General features: G+C 69.8%; 17 protein-coding genes and 1 riboswitch. Of the genes, 5 read left to right on the top strand and 12 right to left on the bottom strand.

Annotated features, from left to right (window positions below; translation table 11 throughout):
- Positions 1-18: 18 nt before the first annotated feature.
- The 7 genes from G3I19_RS11005 to G3I19_RS36860 form a co-directional block, all read right to left on the bottom strand.
- Complete coding sequence (locus G3I19_RS11005) at positions 19-1551, bottom strand: solute carrier family 23 protein (protein WP_164262640.1); 1533 nt, start codon at positions 1549-1551, stop codon at positions 19-21.
- A 126-nt stretch (positions 1552-1677) separates the two neighbouring features.
- A complete protein-coding gene (locus tag G3I19_RS11000; RefSeq protein ID WP_164262638.1) occupies positions 1678-2913 on the bottom strand; it encodes an ATP-grasp domain-containing protein in 1236 nt (411 codons plus the stop codon).
- Between the two features lie 59 nt (positions 2914-2972).
- Complete coding sequence (locus G3I19_RS10995; protein WP_343235064.1) at positions 2973-4010, bottom strand: 2-oxoglutarate and iron-dependent oxygenase domain-containing protein; 1038 nt, start codon at positions 4008-4010, stop codon at positions 2973-2975.
- 40 nt (positions 4011-4050) lie between these two features.
- On the bottom strand, positions 4051-4611 hold the full coding sequence (locus tag G3I19_RS10990; protein WP_164262636.1) for a TIGR00730 family Rossman fold protein: 561 nt from the start codon (positions 4609-4611) through the stop codon (positions 4051-4053).
- Positions 4612-4630: 19 nt separating this feature from the next.
- Positions 4631-5401 (bottom strand): FAD-dependent thymidylate synthase, encoded by a 771-nt coding sequence (gene thyX / locus G3I19_RS10985; protein ID WP_164262634.1) that lies wholly within the window; start codon positions 5399-5401, stop codon positions 4631-4633.
- Between the two features lie 54 nt (positions 5402-5455).
- Entirely contained in the window at positions 5456-5656 is a 201-nt protein-coding gene (locus tag G3I19_RS10980; RefSeq protein WP_164262632.1) for a hypothetical protein, read from the bottom strand.
- A 401-nt stretch (positions 5657-6057) separates the two neighbouring features.
- Positions 6058-6381, bottom strand: a complete 324-nt coding sequence (locus G3I19_RS36860; protein WP_203599430.1) for a hypothetical protein — start codon at positions 6379-6381, stop codon at positions 6058-6060.
- Between the two features lie 238 nt (positions 6382-6619).
- Here G3I19_RS36860 and G3I19_RS10970 point away from each other — a divergent pair, with 238 nt between their 5' ends.
- Entirely contained in the window at positions 6620-7399 is a 780-nt protein-coding gene (locus G3I19_RS10970; protein WP_164262630.1) for an alpha/beta hydrolase, read from the top strand.
- Between the two features lie 355 nt (positions 7400-7754).
- The gene (locus G3I19_RS10965; protein WP_164262627.1) at positions 7755-8336 is read left to right on the top strand and encodes a Uma2 family endonuclease; all 582 of its coding nucleotides are present in this window, start codon (positions 7755-7757) and stop codon (positions 8334-8336) included.
- A 116-nt stretch (positions 8337-8452) separates the two neighbouring features.
- On the opposite strand, the gene groL is transcribed toward G3I19_RS10965, so the two are convergent.
- The 4 genes from groL to thrC form a co-directional block, all read right to left on the bottom strand.
- Positions 8453-10078 carry a chaperonin GroEL gene (gene groL / locus G3I19_RS10960; RefSeq protein ID WP_164262624.1) on the bottom strand — a complete coding sequence of 542 codons (1626 nt, stop codon included), beginning with the start codon at positions 10076-10078 and terminating at the stop codon, positions 8453-8455.
- 309 nt (positions 10079-10387) lie between these two features.
- Positions 10388-10591, bottom strand: coding sequence for a cold-shock protein (locus G3I19_RS10955; protein WP_005315736.1), 204 nt, complete (start codon positions 10589-10591; stop codon positions 10388-10390).
- 424 nt (positions 10592-11015) lie between these two features.
- The gene (locus tag G3I19_RS10950) at positions 11016-11291 is read right to left on the bottom strand and encodes a MoaD/ThiS family protein (RefSeq protein ID WP_164262622.1); all 276 of its coding nucleotides are present in this window, start codon (positions 11289-11291) and stop codon (positions 11016-11018) included.
- 69 nt (positions 11292-11360) lie between these two features.
- Positions 11361-12662, bottom strand: coding sequence for a threonine synthase (gene thrC / locus G3I19_RS10945; RefSeq protein ID WP_164262620.1), 1302 nt, complete (start codon positions 12660-12662; stop codon positions 11361-11363).
- A gap of 15 nt (positions 12663-12677) precedes the next feature.
- Positions 12678-12804: riboswitch (SAM riboswitch) on the bottom strand.
- A 156-nt stretch (positions 12805-12960) separates the two neighbouring features.
- Here thrC and G3I19_RS10940 point away from each other — a divergent pair.
- The 3 genes from G3I19_RS10940 to G3I19_RS10930 all read left to right on the top strand — a co-directional run bounded on the left by G3I19_RS10940 (position 12961) and on the right by G3I19_RS10930 (position 17264).
- Positions 12961-13905: a glucosyl-3-phosphoglycerate synthase gene (locus G3I19_RS10940; RefSeq protein ID WP_164262618.1), complete on the top strand. Its 945-nt coding sequence runs from the start codon at positions 12961-12963 to the stop codon at positions 13903-13905.
- Between the two features lie 363 nt (positions 13906-14268).
- Positions 14269-15726, top strand: a complete 1458-nt coding sequence (locus tag G3I19_RS10935) for an APC family permease (protein ID WP_239074158.1) — start codon at positions 14269-14271, stop codon at positions 15724-15726.
- Between the two features lie 110 nt (positions 15727-15836).
- The gene (locus G3I19_RS10930; RefSeq protein ID WP_164262616.1) at positions 15837-17264 is read left to right on the top strand and encodes a trehalose-6-phosphate synthase; all 1428 of its coding nucleotides are present in this window, start codon (positions 15837-15839) and stop codon (positions 17262-17264) included.
- 35 nt (positions 17265-17299) lie between these two features.
- On the opposite strand, the gene G3I19_RS10925 is transcribed toward G3I19_RS10930, so the two are convergent.
- Positions 17300-17648 (bottom strand): trehalose-phosphatase (locus tag G3I19_RS10925; RefSeq protein ID WP_239074157.1); only part of this gene is annotated, 349 nt, incomplete at its 5' end.

The raw sequence follows: 17648 nt of genomic DNA, 5'->3' as shown, positions 1-17648 counted from the left end.
GGGGCGCTCCGACCGGTGTCAGGTCCCGGCCCCGGCCGCGACAGGACGGGCATCGGAGGCTGTGCCGGTACGGGGTTCGGATGCGGTGTCGGTACGGGGTTCGGATGCGGTGTCGGCAGGAGCACCGGTAGGGCCACCGGCCTGCTGAACGGCCTTGCGCACAGGCTCTGTCCGCGCCGCTTCTGTCCGGGCCGGCGTCTCCGCCGGGCGCCTCCTGCCGACGAAGGCCAGCCCGTGGTACCCGACCAGTGTCACGAGCGTACCCAGCGCTATCCCGCTGATGGAGAAGGTGTCCGTCAGCGTGACCGAGACCCCGCCGATCCCGAGCACCGTGCCGGCCGCGATCGGGACGAGGTTCTGCGGGTTGCCGAAGTCGACGGCCGCCTTGATCCAGATCTTCACGCCCAGCAGCCCGATCATCCCGTACAGCACGACGGTGATGCCGCCGAGTACGCCGCCGGGGGTGGCCGCGACGAGCGCACCGAACTTGGGGCACAGGCCGAAGACGACCGCCGCTCCGGCCGCCGCCCAGTACGCGGCCGTCGAGTAGACCCGGGTCGCGGCCATCACCCCGATGTTCTCCGCGAACGTGGTCGTCGGCGCACCGCCGACCGACGAGGACATCGCGGTGGCGAGACCGTCACCCAGAATCGCCCGGCCGAGCGTGGGGTCGAGGTCCTTGCCGGTCATCTCGGCGACCGCCTTGATGTGCCCGGTGTTCTCGGCGAGCAGCGCGATCACCCCCGGGAGTACGAGCAGGATCGCCGACCCGGAGAACGTGGGCGCCTGGAAGTGCGGCAGCCCGACCCATGGCGCCGACGCGACCCCGGACAGCTGCACCCGCAGATGGCGGCCCACCTCGCCGCTCGGGCCCGGCGATGTGATCGGTCCGGCGAGCCGGTCCAGCAGCCAGGACAGGAGGAAGCCGGAGACCAGGCCGACGAACACCGCGAGCCGTCCCCAGAATCCGCGCAGCAGCACCCCGGCGCCGACGACGACACACATCGTCACGAAGGCCACCCACTGGTCCTGCGGCCAGTAGATGTTCGCGACGACCGGCGCCAGATTGAGCCCGATGAGCAGCACGACGGCGCCCGAAACCACGGGCGGGAAGGCCCTGTTGATCAGCCCGGGGCCCGCGTAGTGGACCACAAGGCCGACCAGGGCGAGCACCAGACCCGCGACGAGGATCGCTCCGGTGACGGTGCCGGTGCTGCCACCGGCGGCCCTGATGGCCGCGACCGCGCCCACGAAGGACGCGCTGGTGCCCAGATAGCTGGGAATCCGCCCCTGTACGACGAGCAGGAACAGGACGGTCGAGAGCCCCGACATCATGATCGCCAGGTTCGGGTCGAGGCCCATGACCACGGGGAACACGAAGGTCGCGCCGAACATCGCCACGACGTGCTGTGCCCCGAGCCCCACCGTGCGGGGCCAGGACAGCCGTTCGTCCGGCATCACCACGGCTCCCGGCAGCGGACGGCTGCCGTCGCCGTGCAGACTCCAGCCGATGCCGAGCAGTCGGCCCGGCGAGCGGTACGTGCCTTTCATCTTTCCCTCCGGTCCATGGCGGGGCCGCCGCGCGCCGTGCCCGGCGGCCCCACAGCGTTCGATGGTCGACGGTCGGTGCCCGACGGATGACGGATGACGGATTTCGGCAGGCGGCCGACGGCTCCGTCAGGGCTCCACCCGGCTGGAGATGCCCGCGATCGCCGCGTCGGCACGCTGGTCCGCCAGGTCGGGACTGGGCGCCTGGACGATCACATGGCCGAGCCGGGTGTACTTGCGATGGGCGCTGCCGATGAGGTCGCCCGGCTGCACATAGGAGCGCACGAGTGCCACATGCGGACTCTGCGCCAGCCCCTCAAGGCCGCGGAAGACGCCGTGGCGCACCGTGCTGATGAACCTGATCGCGGCGGCGTCGGTGCGCCGCGGCCGGGTGCCAGGACATTCGCCCAGGACGGTCTGGAGGTACACCGCGGCCGTGTTGACCCCGGTCGCGAGCTCGATCGCCTGCATGGTGGGGACGTCGGGCGGCCCGACGTCCACCGCGATCACCGTCGGCCCGGCCTCCGTCACCCTCAGATCGCTGTGGGCGACTCCGTCGCGCAGGCCGAGTGCGGCCAGCCCGCTCTCCACCGTCGACAGGATCAGGGCTTCGGTCGGCAGCCCGAAACCGGCCGGCATCGTACGGCCGGTGTCCTCGCGGAACCGGCCGGTGGTGGTGTAGTTCCGCAGGATCGCCAGGTGCGTGAACCGCCCCTGGTGCACTGCTGTCACCACACCGCACGACGCACCCTCCACATGCTGCTGGACGAGGACGGTCGTGTCGACGGGCGCACCGTACGGCAGGCTCTTCCGGCGCCGTTGTGCCATCCGTACCGTCCCCGCCAGGTCGTCCGGGGAGTCCACCGGGAGCACCCCCACCGAACCGTCGCTCTCGGCGGGCTTCACGACGAGCGGATAGCCGAGCCCGGCCGCGCTCCCGGCCGGAATCCCGGCGTCGGGCGCCGGTACGGCCAGGGTGCGCGGGTGCGGGACTCCCCGTTCGCGGAACGCCTCCGCCATCAGCCACTTGTTACGGGTCGCGGGGGCGACGGCGGGGTCGTGCCCCGGCAGTCCGAGCCGGGAAGCCAGCAGGGCACCCAGCGGGGAGAGGAACTTCCAGCTGACCCCGACGCCCCCGACACCGCCCTGGACGCAGTGCTCGGTGAGCTGCTCCAGGGCGTGCAGCGGGATACGGAAGTCGGTGAACACGACGCCCGCCAGCCGGTTGCGCAGGGCGTCCCCGTAGTTCCGGTAGAGCGCCCGGTGGGTCGCCACATGGAGCCTGATGTCCAGCTCATCGGCGGCCTGCGCGAGGCGTTCGGCGACTTCGCTCTCCGCTCCGAGGAGCAGCACTGTTCTGACCACGGTTGGTCAACTCGCCTTCCGCGGAGTGCCCCAGGGCAGCCCGGCGTGCTTCCGGGCCGTCACGTGCCGTAGGCCCTGCTGAACTTCCCGATGATGTAGTCGCCCGAGCGCACCGGCTGGTGCCTGGGCGGGTTGTCCGGCCCGGTACAGGTCGGAATGCACTCGATGAGCGCGTCGTAGGAGGGCTGGTGGAAGAAGGGCACCGAGTACCGTTCCCGGCCGGCCAGCTCCCGCGGCGGGTTGACGACCCGGTGCACGGTGCTCACCCACCGGTTGTTGGTCCAGATGGCCATCAGATCGCCGATGTTGACCACGAACGAGCCTTCGATCACCGGGACATCGAGCCATCGGCCCTCCTTGTCGAGGACCTGCAGCCCGCCGGGGCCGTCGTCCTGGTAGAGGATGGTGAGGCTGCCCCAGTCGCTGTGCATGCCCTTGCGCAGCTGGCCGGGCGCCGGCGCAACGGGCTGCTTGGGGTAGAAGTTCGCGGTCAGATTCGTCATGTGGTGCCGGATCTTCTCCGCGAACCAGTCCTCCGGGAGGTCGAGGGCGAGGGCGAAGAGCCGCATGATGTCCGCGGCCAGCGTCTCCATGGCCGCGTAGTAGCTCCGGTACGCCTCGGCGAAGCCGGGCAGTTCGGGCCACCGGTTGGGCGTGCGCAGCGCGGGGTCGGCGTCCGGCGGAAGGCCCGGATCGCCGGGCTCGCCCAGGCGGTTGACGGTGTACGTCTCCGACACGTCCGGCAGGGCACGCTCCTGCTCGACGAGAGCTTCCTCGTTGGACGCGGCGAGGCTGCCCTCGCGGCCGAAGCCGCGCATCAGCGGGTCGGACGCATCCGCCCGCAGCGCCGCCTTCCGCGCGGCGGGCAGCGCGAAGAACTCCCGGGTGGCCCGGTACATCTCGGAGATCGTGTGCTCCTGGACGCCGTGTCCGACGACGACGAGGAAGCCGCTGGTCCGGCAGACCTCGTCGATCACCGCGGCAAGTCTTTGGTCCGCGCTCTCCCCCGTACGGGCGGAGCTGAGGTCGATCACGGGGACGTAGCCGTCCACCACCGTGACCGGGTCGGCCTCGCGCGGCTTGCTCTCCAACTTCACTACCGACATCATTCCCACTTCCGACTTCCGACTTCCGATTTCAGCCCCAGCGCGGAGGCGGAGGCTCCCACGATCCGAGCAACTCGATGAACTCGTCGGCGTCCGCGACCGCCGGGAGCGTCCCGGCCTCGCCGGGCCGGAGGAAACCGCTGGCGGACATCCGGCAGTTCATCCGCAGCAGCCGGTCCCAGTACCCGTCGACATTCAGCAGGGCCACCGGCTTGTGATGGCGGCCGAGGATCAGCCAGGCCCACACTTCGAGGATTTCCTCGACCGTGCCGACACCGCCGGGGAGCGCCACGAAGGCGTCCGCCAGGTCGGCCATGAGCTGCTTGCGCTGGTGCATGGTGTCGACGACATGCAGTTCGGTGAGGCCCTGGTGGGCCACCTCGGCGTCGACCAGATGGCGGGGAATGACCCCCGTGACCCGGCCGCCTGCGGCCAGGGCCGTGTCGGCGACGACACCCATGAGGCCCGCCGCACCCCCGCCGTAGACAATCTCGTGTCCCGCCGCGACCATCTCCTTCGCGAAGACAGCCGCCTCGTCCCGATAGGCCGCCCTGTTGCCCAGGGCCGATCCCGCGTAGACCGTGATGCGCATGGCAGAGATCTCCGTCCGGTCAGGGGCTCACTCGCCCGCACTTCTCGAAGGAGGCGTGGGTCAGCGGCATCAGCCGCGCGAACTCGTTCTCCATCTGCTCGGCGACCAGCTCGATCTCACGCTGGGGGTGCGACACATAGGTGGCGTCCGAGCGGTTGGTGCGCAGGGCGAGGAAGTGCATCAGCGAGCGGGCGTTGCAGGTCGCGTAGACCGTCGAGTACGTGGCCACCGGGAGTACGATCCGGGCCAGTTCACGGGCGATCCCGGCATCGAGCAGCCGCTGGTACTCGCGGAACGCCGCCCGGTACGCCTCACTCGTGGACGTGGACAGCAGCTCGTAGTCCTGCTCGGTGCCCTCCACGTACTGGTAGTGGCCCGGCTTGCCCTCCTGGCGGAGCATGCGGTCGCGGTCGGGCACATAGAAGACGTTCTTGAGGTCCTTGTAGCGGGCGCTCTCCTCATTGAACGACCACATACGGTGGCGCATCATGTGCCGGATCGTGAAGATCGGCGCGTGCACCAGGAAGGTGAGCGAATTGTGCTCGAAGGGGCTGCCGTGACGGCTGCGCATCAGATAGTTGATGAGCCCCGCTATATACGCGTCACCGCGTTCCTCGCGGTGTGCTTCCTCACCTGCGGTGGATACCCGGGCCGCGCGTACGACCGCGAGATCGGACGCGGTGTGGTCGACGAGTTCGGCGGTGATCGTGGAGCGGAGCTCGATCTCGGGACCGAAGACTGCGGATTCGGCAGTTCCGGTGCCGGTTTCCAGGGCTGTGGTGATCGTCATTCGTTCTCTCCTCAGCTGAGGTGGCGTGATTGCGTCGGCCGGAAATACAACAGATCAGTCCCAGCCGTGGTCGCCGGCGGGGGAGGCGTCGGCCGCCACGTGGGTGGTGGCGGTGTGCTGACCGGCCGCGAGCTGGGTGACCGCACCGGCGCCGACGGCCGATACGAACGCCGCGCCGGCCACGGTGGCGACCAGCGCCGCCTTGACTCCACGGCGAGCGGCGACGGTCTTGATCTGGTCGTTGTACTTCCGCATGGCTTCTTTTCCTTTTCGCTGAGTCTGCGAGTCTTCGAGTCTGCTTCTGCGTTCTCGGTGCGACCCCTTCGCACATTTCTATTCTTCGAGAAGAGGGCGACCGCTATAAGGTCAGACTTGTGCAGTGCGTAAGTAGGAACCATGGGGCCGGGCGTTCGACCAGCAGAAACGGCGAAGCTCCGGTGCCACGGCCGACTGGGAAGTCGACTGCGGCAACGGAGCCTCGCCGTCACGATGCTGGTCTTTGCACGGGAGCGGAAAACCGCTTCCGATTCTTTTGGTGGGATCCCCTCTGCCGGAATGTTTCCTACCGGAATGCTTACTACCGGAATATGGGCTACCGGCTACCGGAATCCTCGCCGCCCGAATATGCCCAGCGGCAATGCGGGAATGCGGGCCCGCTAACGGTCGAGGCCGCAGACGGCCCGCCCCGGCCGCTGGACGCTGCCGGACTCCTGCACCAAGCCGGTGCCGGCCTCGTCGTGGATCTGCCGTACGGCGAACGTCGCCGTCACCACGGCGGCGCGGGCGTGCCCGAGCGCCTCACGGGCGGAGTCCACATCACGGCCGGCCCTGGGGAGCCCTTCGACCACGTCGGCCGCGCACTCGATGAGATGCAGCGCGGCCCGCGCCAGCCGGTCGTCGCACGGAAAGCCCTGGGCCACCGCCTTGTGGGCCGTCTCAAGCAGCGCTGTCGCGGTCAGCTGGGTGTCTGTTTCGGTCACGGCTGAGGTCCCCTCGATAGGTCGGTCCACGTCGATAGGTCGGTCCGCGCCGGCGCCGGTCGAGCACGATTCTGTTGCCGCTCCCGGGATCCCGGAAGGGTCACATCCATGCAGGTGCAGAGAACTGCACCGCAACCAGGGCGAGTTCACGGCCCGGCGGGCCGCACCGCGGCACGGCGGACCTACGGCGGACCTTTAGACTCGGCGGTCAGCCATCTTGACCGCAGGGGAGCATGCTGTGCGCAGTACCGCAGTGACAGGCAACGGCGACCGCATCAGGTGGGTCGAACTCCCGGGCGCCGAGCCCTCACGTGTCTATCTGCACGGCCTCGGCGCGACCTCACCCGCCTACTTCGCCGAAGTCGCGGTCCACCCGCTGCTCGCGGGCCGCAGGTCACTCCTGATGGACATGCTCGGCCACGGCATCAGCGACCGCCCCACCGACTTCGGCTACACCCTGGAGGCGCACGCCGACGCCCTCGCGGCGGCCCTCACCGCGGCGGGCGTCTCGGGCGCCGAAGTCGTCGCGCACAGCATGGGCGGCTCGGCGGCGATCGTCCTCGCCGCACGCCACCCGGAGCTGGTCTCCCGCCTCGTCCTGATCGACGCCAACCTCGACCCCTTGGTGCCCACCCTGGGAACGCTCGGCAGCAGTGGCATCGCCGCCTACTCCGAGGAGGAGTTCCTCGCGTACGGCTGGGCCGAGGTACGCGACCAGGCAGGGGCCCACTGGTGGTCCACCATGCGGCTGGCGGGCCGGGAGGCCCTGCACCGGAGCGCCACCCACCTGGCCCACGGCAGCACACCGCCGATGCGCGAGCTGCTCATCGGCCTGAAGATCCCGCGCGCTTTCCTGTACCCGGAGGCCGACGGCGTCCTCCCCGGCGCCGACGGCCTGACCGCGGCGGGCGTATCAGTGACCGCGATCCCTGACTGCGGGCACAACATCATGCTCGACAACCCGGACGCGTTCGTCAGGGCCACGGCCACAGCACTCGAGGCCGGCACCGCTCACTGACCTCGCCCCGCCCCGGGGCCGGCCCGGGGCTCAAGTCCCGTGCTCCGCGCGCCCCTGAGAGTGACGGGGCGGGGGGGGCCGGTCTCCCGTCCAACCACCCTCCCCGCGAGCCCTGTTGACTTTTCGTGACCAACTTTCCACGGGCAGTTGCCAGGCTCTAGCGTGCTCACAGAACGTGAACGGCCCCGCGCCCGACGCACGCGCCCCTCACCCGATGGCCGGCCCCTGACCACGTCCGTGTCCGCGGCGCCGAAGCCCGGGCAGCCGTGATCCGGCCGCCCGAGAGGACCCGCACATGACCGTTCAGCTCATTCGTGCCGGAAGCGGGGCAGGATGGAGGCGAGGAGGCGACGCCATGACCCCCAGCCCCGCTGACCACGCCCAGATGTCCGTCGAGGACTTCGAGGAGCTCGCCCGCCATGCTCCCGAGACGGTGTCATTGGAATTCATCAACGGAAAGCTCGAGGTCAAGCACGTGCCGGACCAACTGCATGGCGCCATTGTCATGTGGCTGCTGAGGCAGTGCATGCAGCAGCGCCCTGAACTTGCCCTGTATCCGGAACAGGGCCTCAAGGTGGACTCCTACCGCAGAGGCCGCGCCCGCGCGGACGGCGCCCTGGCCCCGCTCGACCACTACGTGGGGCAGAGCGGCGAGTGGGCGGACCCCGATGGCACGCTCATGGCTGTGGAAGTCACCTCGTACGACGGCGACACCGACCTCCCTGACCGCGTGGAGAAGCGCGACGGCTACGCGGCCTCGGGCATCCCCGTCTACCTTCTCGTCGACCGCGACGCGGAGAAACTCGTCGTCTACAGCGAGCCGGACCGGGGCGAGTACCGGACCCGTACGTCTCACGCCTACGGCTCCACGGTCACTCTTCCCGCCCCCGTCTCGATCACCCTGGAGACCGAGAAGCTCAAGGCCTACGCCCCCTGACCGAAGCAACCGCAGACGCCCGAGGGCGGTACCCCTTCGAGAAGGGGTACCGCCCTCGGTCCGTACTGCTTGCCGTACTGCTGCTGGAGCAGCCGATCCTCGTTGCGAGCCGAGGATCAGAAGTCCATGTCACCGCCCGGCATGCCGCCCGGGGCGCCGCCGGGGGCGGCCTTCTCCGGCTTGTCGGCGATGACGGCCTCGGTGGTGAGGAACAGCGCGGCGATCGACGCGGCGTTCTGCAGCGCGGAGCGCGTGACCTTCGCCGGGTCGATGATGCCCTCGGCGATCATGTCGACGTACTCGCCGGTCGCGGCGTTCAGGCCGTGGCCGACCGTCAGGTTGCGGACCTTCTCGACGACGACTCCGCCTTCGAGACCACCGTTGACGGCGATCTGCTTCAGCGGGGCCTCCAGGGCGAGCTTCACGGCGTTGGCGCCGGTCGACTCGTCACCCTCGAGCTCAAGCTTCTCGAACACCGCGGAAGCCTGGAGCAGGGCCACGCCACCACCGGCGACGATGCCCTCCTCGACGGCCGCCTTCGCGTTGCGAACGGCGTCCTCGATGCGGTGCTTGCGCTCCTTGAGCTCGACCTCGGTCGCGGCACCGGCCTTGATGACCGCAACACCGCCGGCGAGCTTCGCCAGGCGCTCCTGCAGCTTCTCGCGGTCGTAGTCGCTGTCCGAGTTCTCGATCTCGGCACGGATCTGGTTGACGCGGCCCTGGACCTGGTCGCTGTCACCGGCACCGTCGACGATCGTGGTCTCGTCCTTGGTGATGACGACCTTGCGGGCGCGGCCGAGCAGGTCGAGACCGGCGCTCTCCAGCTTGAGGCCGACCTCCTCGGAGATGACCGTGCCACCGGTGAGGATGGCGATGTCGCCGAGCATGGCCTTGCGGCGGTCGCCGAAGCCCGGGGCCTTGACGGCGACGGACTTGAAGGTGCCGCGGATCTTGTTGACGACCAGGGTCGACAGCGCCTCGCCCTCGACGTCCTCCGCGATGATCAGCAGCGCCTTGCCGGACTGCATGACCTTCTCGAGCAGCGGAAGGAGGTCCTTCACGTTGCCGATCTTGGAGTTGACGATCAGGATGTACGGGTCGTCGAGCGACGCCTCCATACGCTCCATGTCGGTGGCGAAGTACGCCGAGATGTAGCCCTTGTCGAAGCGCATGCCCTCGGTGAGCTCAAGCTCGAGACCGAAGGTCTGCGACTCCTCGACGGTGATGACGCCTTCCTTGCCGACCTTGTCCATCGCCTCGGCGATGAGCTCGCCGATCTGGGTGTCAGCGGCGGAGATGGAGGCGGTCGAAGCGATCTGCTCCTTGGTCTCCACGTCCTTGGCCTGCTCCAGGAGAGCGGCGGAGACGGCCTCGACGGCCTTCTCGATGCCACGCTTCAGGGCCATCGGGTTGGCACCGGCGGCGACGTTGCGGAGGCCCTCACGAACCAGCGCCTGCGCGAGGACGGTCGCGGTGGTCGTACCGTCACCGGCGACGTCGTCCGTCTTCTTGGCGACCTCCTTGACCAGCTCGGCGCCGATCTTCTCGTACGGGTCCTCGAGCTCGATCTCCTTGGCGATGGAAACACCATCGTTGGTGATCGTGGGGGCGCCCCACTTCTTCTCAAGGACGACGTTGCGGCCCTTGGGGCCGAGGGTGACCTTGACGGCGTCGGCGAGCTGGTTCATCCCGCGCTCGAGACCGCGCCGTGCCTCCTCGTCGAACGCGATGATCTTGGCCATGTGAAGTGGTCCTCCCGGACAGGGGGTGGAAAGCGTCAGACCTGGCGGTGCCCGCGACGGACGGCCTGCTTGCCCGGTGGTTCCTTGCCCCACCCGGCCCGCGAGCCTCACCAACCCGGTCCTTCTGTCACTCTCACTGGGAGAGTGCTAACGCCAATGATTAGCACTCGACCCCATCGAGTGCAAGCGCCTTCGGTGGATGCGGCCCCTGGCCCCGGGGACAGCGCCCGGACGCGCGAGAGGCCCGCTCCCCTCTGTGGGGTGCGGGCCTCTCGTGCGTGAGTGGGCCGGTGGCCGATCGCGCCGAGATCAGACGGCGAGTTTGACCATGTCCGCCTGCGGACCCTTCTGGCCCTGCGAGATCTCGAACTCGACTCGCTGACCTTCTTCAAGGGTGCGGTAGCCGTCCATCTGAATCGCGCTGTAGTGGACGAAAACATCCGCACCACCGTCGACCGCGATGAAGCCGTACCCCTTCTCCGCGTTGAACCACTTGACGGTGCCCTGAGCCATGCCTAACTCCCCTATTACTGGCCCTTGCACAGAGCCCGCACTTCGCGGGATCCGGGTCAGACCTTGCGCCGGAACGCGTCGACCGCGGCTGAATGTATCTGCCCAACTGCCCTCTGCAACAGGTCAATCGGACGAGAATTCTGAGCGAGACCGACCGCACCATTGGGCGGATTCCTGGGGATCCCCGGGCAAGTCGGGCCGGGCAAAGGGCACTTAGGCCGCAAAGAGATCGAGCACATTGCCCACACATTGGCGCCGGCTCAGCAGCTCACGGCGCGGACGATCAAGGGGGCTGCCCCAACTCTACCGTGTTCAACCATGCAGAATTGCCCCCTCCGCCTGGGGCGCGGAGAGGGCAATAGGCATAGCGGACAGCAGAGCGGCGAGCGCCCCGGAGGGCGCGCCGCGGCGCCGGAGGGGGCGCTCAGCCGCCGGCGACGGCCGGGATGATGGAAATGCCCGCGCCGTCGGGCGTGGCCGTCTCCAGGCCCTGCTCGAAGCGCACGTCGTCGTCGTTCACGTAGACGTTCACGAAGCGGCGGAGCTTGCCCTGGTCGTCCAGGACGCGGGCCGCGATGCCGGTGTGGTTCTTCTCCAGGTCGGCGATGACCTCGGAGAGGGTGCCGCCGTCGGCGGCGACCTCGGCCTGGCCGCCCGTGTAGGTGCGGAGGATGGTGGGGATACGGACCTTGACGCTCATGCGGATTGCCTTCCGGGGATGGGCAGCGGTGTCAGGCGGTGGACGGCGGGGCGGGCGGTGGACGGCGGCTCAGGCGCCCGTGGCCAGACCGGCCTCGCGGAACGCGTCCAGGGTCGGACGGATCGTCGCGGTCGGGCCGGACGTCGGGGCGACCGCGTCCAGGGTCTTGAGGCCGTCGCCCGTGTTCAGTACGACGGTGGTGAGGGACGGGTCGAGCAGACCGGCCTCGATGAGCTTCTTCGTGACGCCGACGGTCACACCGCCCGCGGTCTCGGCGAAGATGCCCTCGGTGCGGGCCAGCAGCTTGATCGCGTCGACGATCTGCGCGTCGTTGACGTCCTCGACGGCGCCGCCGGTGCGGCGGGCGATGTCCAGGACGTACGGGCCGTCCGCCGGGTTGCCGATCGCCAGCGACTTGGCGATCGTGTCCGGCTTCTGCGGCCGTACGACGTCGTGCCCGGCCTTGAACGCGGTGGAGACCGGAGAGCAGCCCTCGGCCTGCGCACCGAAGATCTTGTACGGCTTGTCCTCGACCAGGCCGAGCTTGATCAGCTCCTGGAGCCCCTTGTCGATCTTCGTGAGCTGGGAGCCGGAAGCGATCGGGATGACGATCTGGTCGGGCAGCTGCCAGCCGAGCTGCTCACAGATCTCGTACGCCAGGGTCTTGGAGCCCTCGCCGTAGTACGGGCGGAGGTTGACGTTGACGAAGCCCCAGCCCTCACCGATCGGGTCGCCGATGAGCTCGGAGCAGAAGCGGTTGACGTCGTCGTAGTTGCCCTCGATGCCGACCAGTTCGCCGCCGTACACCGCGGCCATCACGACCTTGCCCTGCTCCAGGTCGTGCGGGATGAACACGCAGGAGCGGAAGCCGGCGCGGGCGGCGGCGGCGCCGACGGCACCGGCCAGGTTGCCCGTGGAGGAGCAGGAGAGCGTGGTGAAGCCGAAGGCGCGGGCGGCCTCGACGGCGATGGCGACGACACGGTCCTTGAAGGAGTGCGTCGGATTGCCGGAGTCGTCCTTGATGTGCAGCGCGCCGGTGACACCCAGCTCACGGGCGAGGTTGTCGGCCTTGACGAGCTTGGTGAAGCCCGGGTTCAGGTTGGGCTGGTCGGCCACGCCTGCGGGGACGGGCAGCAGCGGGGCGTAGCGCCAGATGCTGTTCGGGCCGGCCTCGATGCGCTTCTTGAGCTCGTCGGGGGAGCCGCTCGGCAGGTCGTACGCCACTTCGAGCGGCCCGAAACAGGACGCGCAGGCGAAGAGGGGGCCGAGCGGGAAACGTTCGCCGCACTCACGGCACGAGAGGGCCGCCGCGGGGCCGAGATCGACGGTCCCGGTGGAGTCGTTGGTGCTGGTGATGGTCTGCACAGCCATGGTGGCGAGGTCCTCTCCTCATCTTCCTCGCGACGTACTTCGCCGCGAGACGGAATTGGCACCTTCCCCACCATGACCTCGCGGTCGGCGGAAGGTTGCCGGGACTTCTACGGGCCGTTCCCTCAGTCCCTCTGGATGAGCGCTTATGACGCGGGCCTCGAGGCCCGGCGTGTTTGTCCGCGAGTGCTGACCCCGGCATGCCGTGGCCATTCGCGTTGTTCAAGACTGTAACCGAAGGCCGGGACGGTTGAGATAGTCGTCCGAACCGCGAGATGGCTCACAGTCAAGGAGACGCGCCGTGCTGGAAGAGGTGGACCGCTGGCTGACCAGGCGTTCCTGGTCGGTGGCCGACCGTCCGCTGGACCGGCTGACCGCCGCCAAGCGCGGCACGACCGTGAGTGTCGTCCTGCCGGCGCTCAACGAGGAGGCGACGGTCGGGGCGATCGTCGAGACCATCCGGCGGGAGCTGATGGACACCCTGCCGGTGCCGCTCGTCGACGAGCTGGTGGTGATCGACTCCGGCTCCGCCGACCGTACGGCCGAGGTGGCGGCGGCCGCCGGGGCGCGGGTGGTGCACCGGGACGAGATCCTGCCGCGGATTCCGGCCGTGCCGGGCAAGGGCGAAGTGCTGTGGCGTTCGCTGCTGGTGACCGGCGGCGACATCGTCTGCTTCGTGGACGCGGATCTGCGGGAGTTCTCCGCGGACTTCGTCTCCGGGATCGTCGGGCCGCTGCTGACCGACCCCGACGTGCAGTTCGTGAAGGCCATGTACGACCGGCCGCTCGGCGAGGCGGCCGGCCAGGGCGGGCGGGTGACCGAGCTGGTGGCGCGGCCGCTGCTCAATCTGCACTGGCCGCAGCTGGCCGGATTCGTCCAGCCGCTGGGCGGCGAGTACGCGGTGCGGCGCCCGCTGCTCGAACAGCTGCCGTTCCCGGTCGGTTACGGCGTCGAGCTGGGCCTGCTCGTCGACGCGCTGCACACGGTGGGGCTCGACGCGCTGGCGCAGGTCGACGTGGGCTCGCGCAAACACCGCCACCAGGACGGGCTCGCGCTGGGGCGGATGGCGGCGGCGATCTACCGCACGGCGCAGCTGCGGCTCTCGCGGGGGCAGCTGGTGCGGCCGGCGCTGACGCAGTTCGAGCGCGGGGCCGGCGGCTTCGTACCGAGGACGTACGCGGTGGACACCGAGGAGCGGCCCCCGATGCGGAGCGTCGGCGAGTACGCGGCACGCCGGGCGGCCTGACCGGGAGCCAGCCGTACGCGCAAGCCATCCATGGGTTCCGTACGCGCACACCGTCCATGGAAAGGTTTTGGCCATCGCCGGCGCGAGAATCCGAACCTGACTCTGATCCGCGATATCCGTGCAGTCACCGCACTCGGAACGGTAATGAGCACCGCAATGCCGTAAACAAACAACGGATTTCGTTGCGGTGACGCTTTGGCGAACCCTTGACGGGAATCGCCGTCGGGAGTTGTATTCGGTCACCGGAGCGGCGTGGACGTCCTCGCGGTCCACCCCGCATGTGCGGCACCCATCGGTGAATCCCCGAAGGTGCCTCCCCCTCATGCCGCCAGCCTCCTGCCGCCAGCACCGATGGGACAACGGATGACCCATACGCCCGACACGACCGTTGCCGCGCCCCCCGGGGAGCCGGAAGCCGACACCCGTGCCGTGACGGCGGGGGAAGCCCCCACGCTCACCCGGTCCATCGGGGTGGTGGGAGGCACGCTGCTCACGCTCTCCTGTCTGACCCCGGCATCGTCGCTCTTCGTGATCGTGCCGGACTCGTTCGCCACCCTGGGCACCGGGACCGCCCTCACCATCGCCATCGCGGGTGTGCTCTGTATCGGTGTCGCGTTCACCTACTCCGAGCTGGGCACGCTCATCCCCAGCTCCGGTGGCGAGTACGCCATGGTCGGCACCCTCATGGGGCGGCTCGCCGGATGGCTGGTCTTCATCCTCTCGCTGATCGTCGTCATGATCGTGCCGCCCATCATCGCGCTGGGCACCGCCGACTATCTGGCGCCGATCGTGCATCTGAACCCGCAGTACACGGCGGCCGGCGTGATGCTGCTCGCCACCGCGATGGGCCTGCTCGACCTGCGGGCCAATGCCTGGATCACCGGCATCTTCCTCGTCCTGGAGGTCGTGGCCTGCGCGGTCGTCGCCTTCCTCGGCTTCACCCACACCAGCCGGTCCGCTTCCGTGCTCGTCCACCCCGTGATGGACGCGGGGCACGGCCACAGCTCGGCCGTCACCGCCGGGCTGATCGTCACCGGGCTCGCCACCGCGCTCTTCATCCTCCAGGGCTTCTCGACGGCCGTGTATCTGGCCGAGGAGATGGACAACCCGCGCCGCAACGTCTCCCGCACCGTGCTGTGGACGCTCGGCATCGGCGCGGCCGTCGTACTGATCCCGGTGGTCGCGATCACGCTGGGCGCCCCGGACCTCAGGACGCTCGCCGCCGGTGATGTGGCGGGCATGGTGCAGACCTGGAGCAACTCGGGCGTCGGCACGTTCGTCAGCCTCTGCATCGCCCTCGCGATCATCAACGCGGCGATCGTGATGGTCATCCAGAACTCCCGCGTCGTCTACTCGTCGGCGCGCGACGCGGCCTGGCCGACTGCCGCCAACCGCGTCCTGTCCCACATCGGCAAGCGCTACAACTCCCCGTGGGCGGCGACGCTCGCCGTCGGCGTGCCCGGAGCGGTCCTGTGCTTCGTCAATCTGGACACGCTGAGCGATGTCACCGGTGTCGCGGTGGCCGCGATGTACGTCTTCGTCGCGCTCGGCGCGCTGGTGTCACGGCGCGGAGAGCACAAGCACCGGCTGGCCTGGCGCATGCCGCTGTGGCCCGCGGTGCCGGCGCTGCTGGTCGTCGTGCTGGCCTGGGTGCTGTACCAGCAGAGCGCCAAGAGCCTGGTCATCACCGGCATCATCGTGATCGCTGCCGCCGCGTACTGGGCGCTCTACCTCAGGCCCCGGCAGGCCACGCACTGGGTGATCTCCGTGCCCGAGGACGAGCGCGCCCCGACGGCGGACGCGGTCCCCGCCCCGCACTGACCGCCGCTCCCCCGCTCCCCGCGCCGCGCTACCGCCGCTCCCCCGTTCCCTCCGTACCGCCCGCGTCGCCCGCACGTTTGAGCATTCGCGGCACGGGCTAAGTTCGCGTCATGGCCTCTCCGCACGCCGCCCGCGTCCTCGTCGCCTCCAACCGGGGCCCCGTCTCGTACACCCTCCGCGACGACGGTGAACTCACCTCGAAGCGCGGCGGCGGCGGTCTCGTCTCCGGACTCTCCGCCGTCGAGGGGAACGCCGAGTCGCTCTGGGTCTGTGCCGCGCTCGGCGACGGCGACCGGGCCGCCGTGCGGCGCGGGGTCGCCGAGGACGGGGTACGGATGCTCGACATCGACCCCGAGGTGCACGCCGACGCGTACAACGGCATCGCGAACTCCGTGCTGTGGTTCGTCCACCACATGCTCTACCAGACCCCGCTGGAGCCGGTCTTCGACGCGGAGTTCCGGCGCCGCTGGGACGCGTTCCGTACGTACAACCGGGCCTTCGCCGACGCCCTGGCCGCCGAGGCCGCCGACGGGGCCGCCGTGCTGGTCCAGGACTACCACCTGGCCCTGGTGCCGGGCATGCTGCGCGAACTCCGCCCCGACCTGCGGATCGCGCACTTCTCGCACACCCCGTGGGCGCCGCCCGAGTACTTCCGGCTGCTGCCCGACGACGTCGGCGCCGAGCTGCTGCGCGGCATCCTGGGCGCCGACCGGGCCGGATTCCTGACCCGGCGCTGGGCCGACGCCTTCACCGCCTGCTGTACGGAGGTCATCGGCGGCACCGGGGACAGCACCGTGATCTCGGTGCACGGCCTCGGCGCCGACGCGGACTTCCTGCGGAAGCGGTCCCACGAGCCCGATGTGGACGAGCGGATGGCCGCACTGCGCGAACGGATCGGCGGCGGCACGGGCGACGGGCCCGACGGCCGCCGGAAGACGATCGTCCGGGTGGACAGGACCGAGCTGTCCAAGAACATCGTGCGCGGGCTGCTCGCCTACCGGGAGCTGCTCGACACCCGCCCCGAGTGGCGCGGCCGGGTGGTGCACATGGCGTTCGCGTACCCCTCGCGGCAGGACCTCTCGGTCTACCGCGACTACATGGCCGAGGTGAGCCGGGTCGCCGACGAGATCAACTCCCGTTACGGGACGGCGGACTGGACCCCGGTCGCGCTCTACCTCAAGGACGACTTCGCCCGCTCGCTCGGCGCGTACCGGCTCGCGGACGTCGCCCTGGTCAATCCGATCCGCGACGGTATGAACCTGGTCGCCAAGGAGGTCCCGGTGGTGACCGACCGCGGGTGCGCGCTGGTGCTCTCGCGGGAGGCCGGGGCGTACGAGGAGCTGGGCCGGGACGCGATCGCCGTGAATCCGTACGACGTGAGCGCCACCGCCGCCGCGCTGCACGAGGCACTCACCATGCCGGACGCCGAACGCGCGGAGCGCAGCGAGCGACTGGCCGCAGCGGCCACCGCGCTCCCGCCGCAGCAGTGGTTCCTCGACCAGCTGAACGCACTGGGCCCGGCAGCGCCGCAGGGGTAGCCCGCCCCTGCACGTGTACTGCGCAGGGGGGCGCCTTACGCCGTGACCGCGTCGGCGAGCGCCGCGAGCAGGGCGACCACCGCGCCAGGGCCCGGCACCACCAGGTCGGCGCGTGCGGCCAGTTCGGGCACCTCGTCGCCGCCGCTGCACACCAGCAGCCCCGGCACGCCCTGTGCGCGGAGTGCGTCGACGGCGTCGTAGGCGGGCAGGTCCCCGAGGTCGTCCCCGGCGTAGAGGACGGCCCCGGCGCCCGACTCACGTACGTACGCGGTCAGCGCCACGCCCTTGTCGACGCCGGGCGGGCGCAGTTCGAGGACCATCCGGCCCGGCTCCACGATCAGTCCGTGCCGGGCGGCGAGCGCGGCCAGCGGGGCGCGCAGGGCC

The organism is Streptomyces sp. SID10853, assembly GCF_010548145.1.
GTDB lineage: Bacteria > Actinomycetota > Actinomycetes > Streptomycetales > Streptomycetaceae > Streptomyces.
Note: the sequence above shows the minus strand (reverse complement) of the source record. Positions and strands in the feature narration are given on the sequence as shown.

Excerpts from the sequence above, each read along its gene's own strand:
- G3I19_RS10950 (WP_164262622.1), bottom strand. The coding sequence starts at position 11,291 with ATGAGCGTCAAGGTCCGTATCCCCACCATCCTCCGCACCTACACGGGC.
- G3I19_RS10955 (WP_005315736.1), bottom strand. The coding sequence starts at position 10,591 with ATGGCTCAGGGCACCGTCAAGTGGTTCAACGCGGAGAAGGGGTACGGC.
- thrC (WP_164262620.1), bottom strand. The coding sequence starts at position 12,662 with ATGGCTGTGCAGACCATCACCAGCACCAACGACTCCACCGGGACCGTC.
- G3I19_RS10990 (WP_164262636.1), bottom strand. The coding sequence starts at position 4,611 with ATGCGCATCACGGTCTACGCGGGATCGGCCCTGGGCAACAGGGCGGCC.
- G3I19_RS10930 (WP_164262616.1), top strand. The coding sequence starts at position 15,837 with ATGGCCTCTCCGCACGCCGCCCGCGTCCTCGTCGCCTCCAACCGGGGC.
- G3I19_RS11005 (WP_164262640.1), bottom strand. The coding sequence starts at position 1,551 with ATGAAAGGCACGTACCGCTCGCCGGGCCGACTGCTCGGCATCGGCTGG.
- thyX (WP_164262634.1), bottom strand. The coding sequence starts at position 5,401 with ATGACGATCACCACAGCCCTGGAAACCGGCACCGGAACTGCCGAATCC.
- G3I19_RS10980 (WP_164262632.1), bottom strand. The coding sequence starts at position 5,656 with ATGCGGAAGTACAACGACCAGATCAAGACCGTCGCCGCTCGCCGTGGA.
- G3I19_RS10965 (WP_164262627.1), top strand. The coding sequence starts at position 7,755 with ATGACCCCCAGCCCCGCTGACCACGCCCAGATGTCCGTCGAGGACTTC.
- G3I19_RS10935 (WP_239074158.1), top strand. The coding sequence starts at position 14,269 with ATGACCCATACGCCCGACACGACCGTTGCCGCGCCCCCCGGGGAGCCG.
- groL (WP_164262624.1), bottom strand. The coding sequence starts at position 10,078 with ATGGCCAAGATCATCGCGTTCGACGAGGAGGCACGGCGCGGTCTCGAG.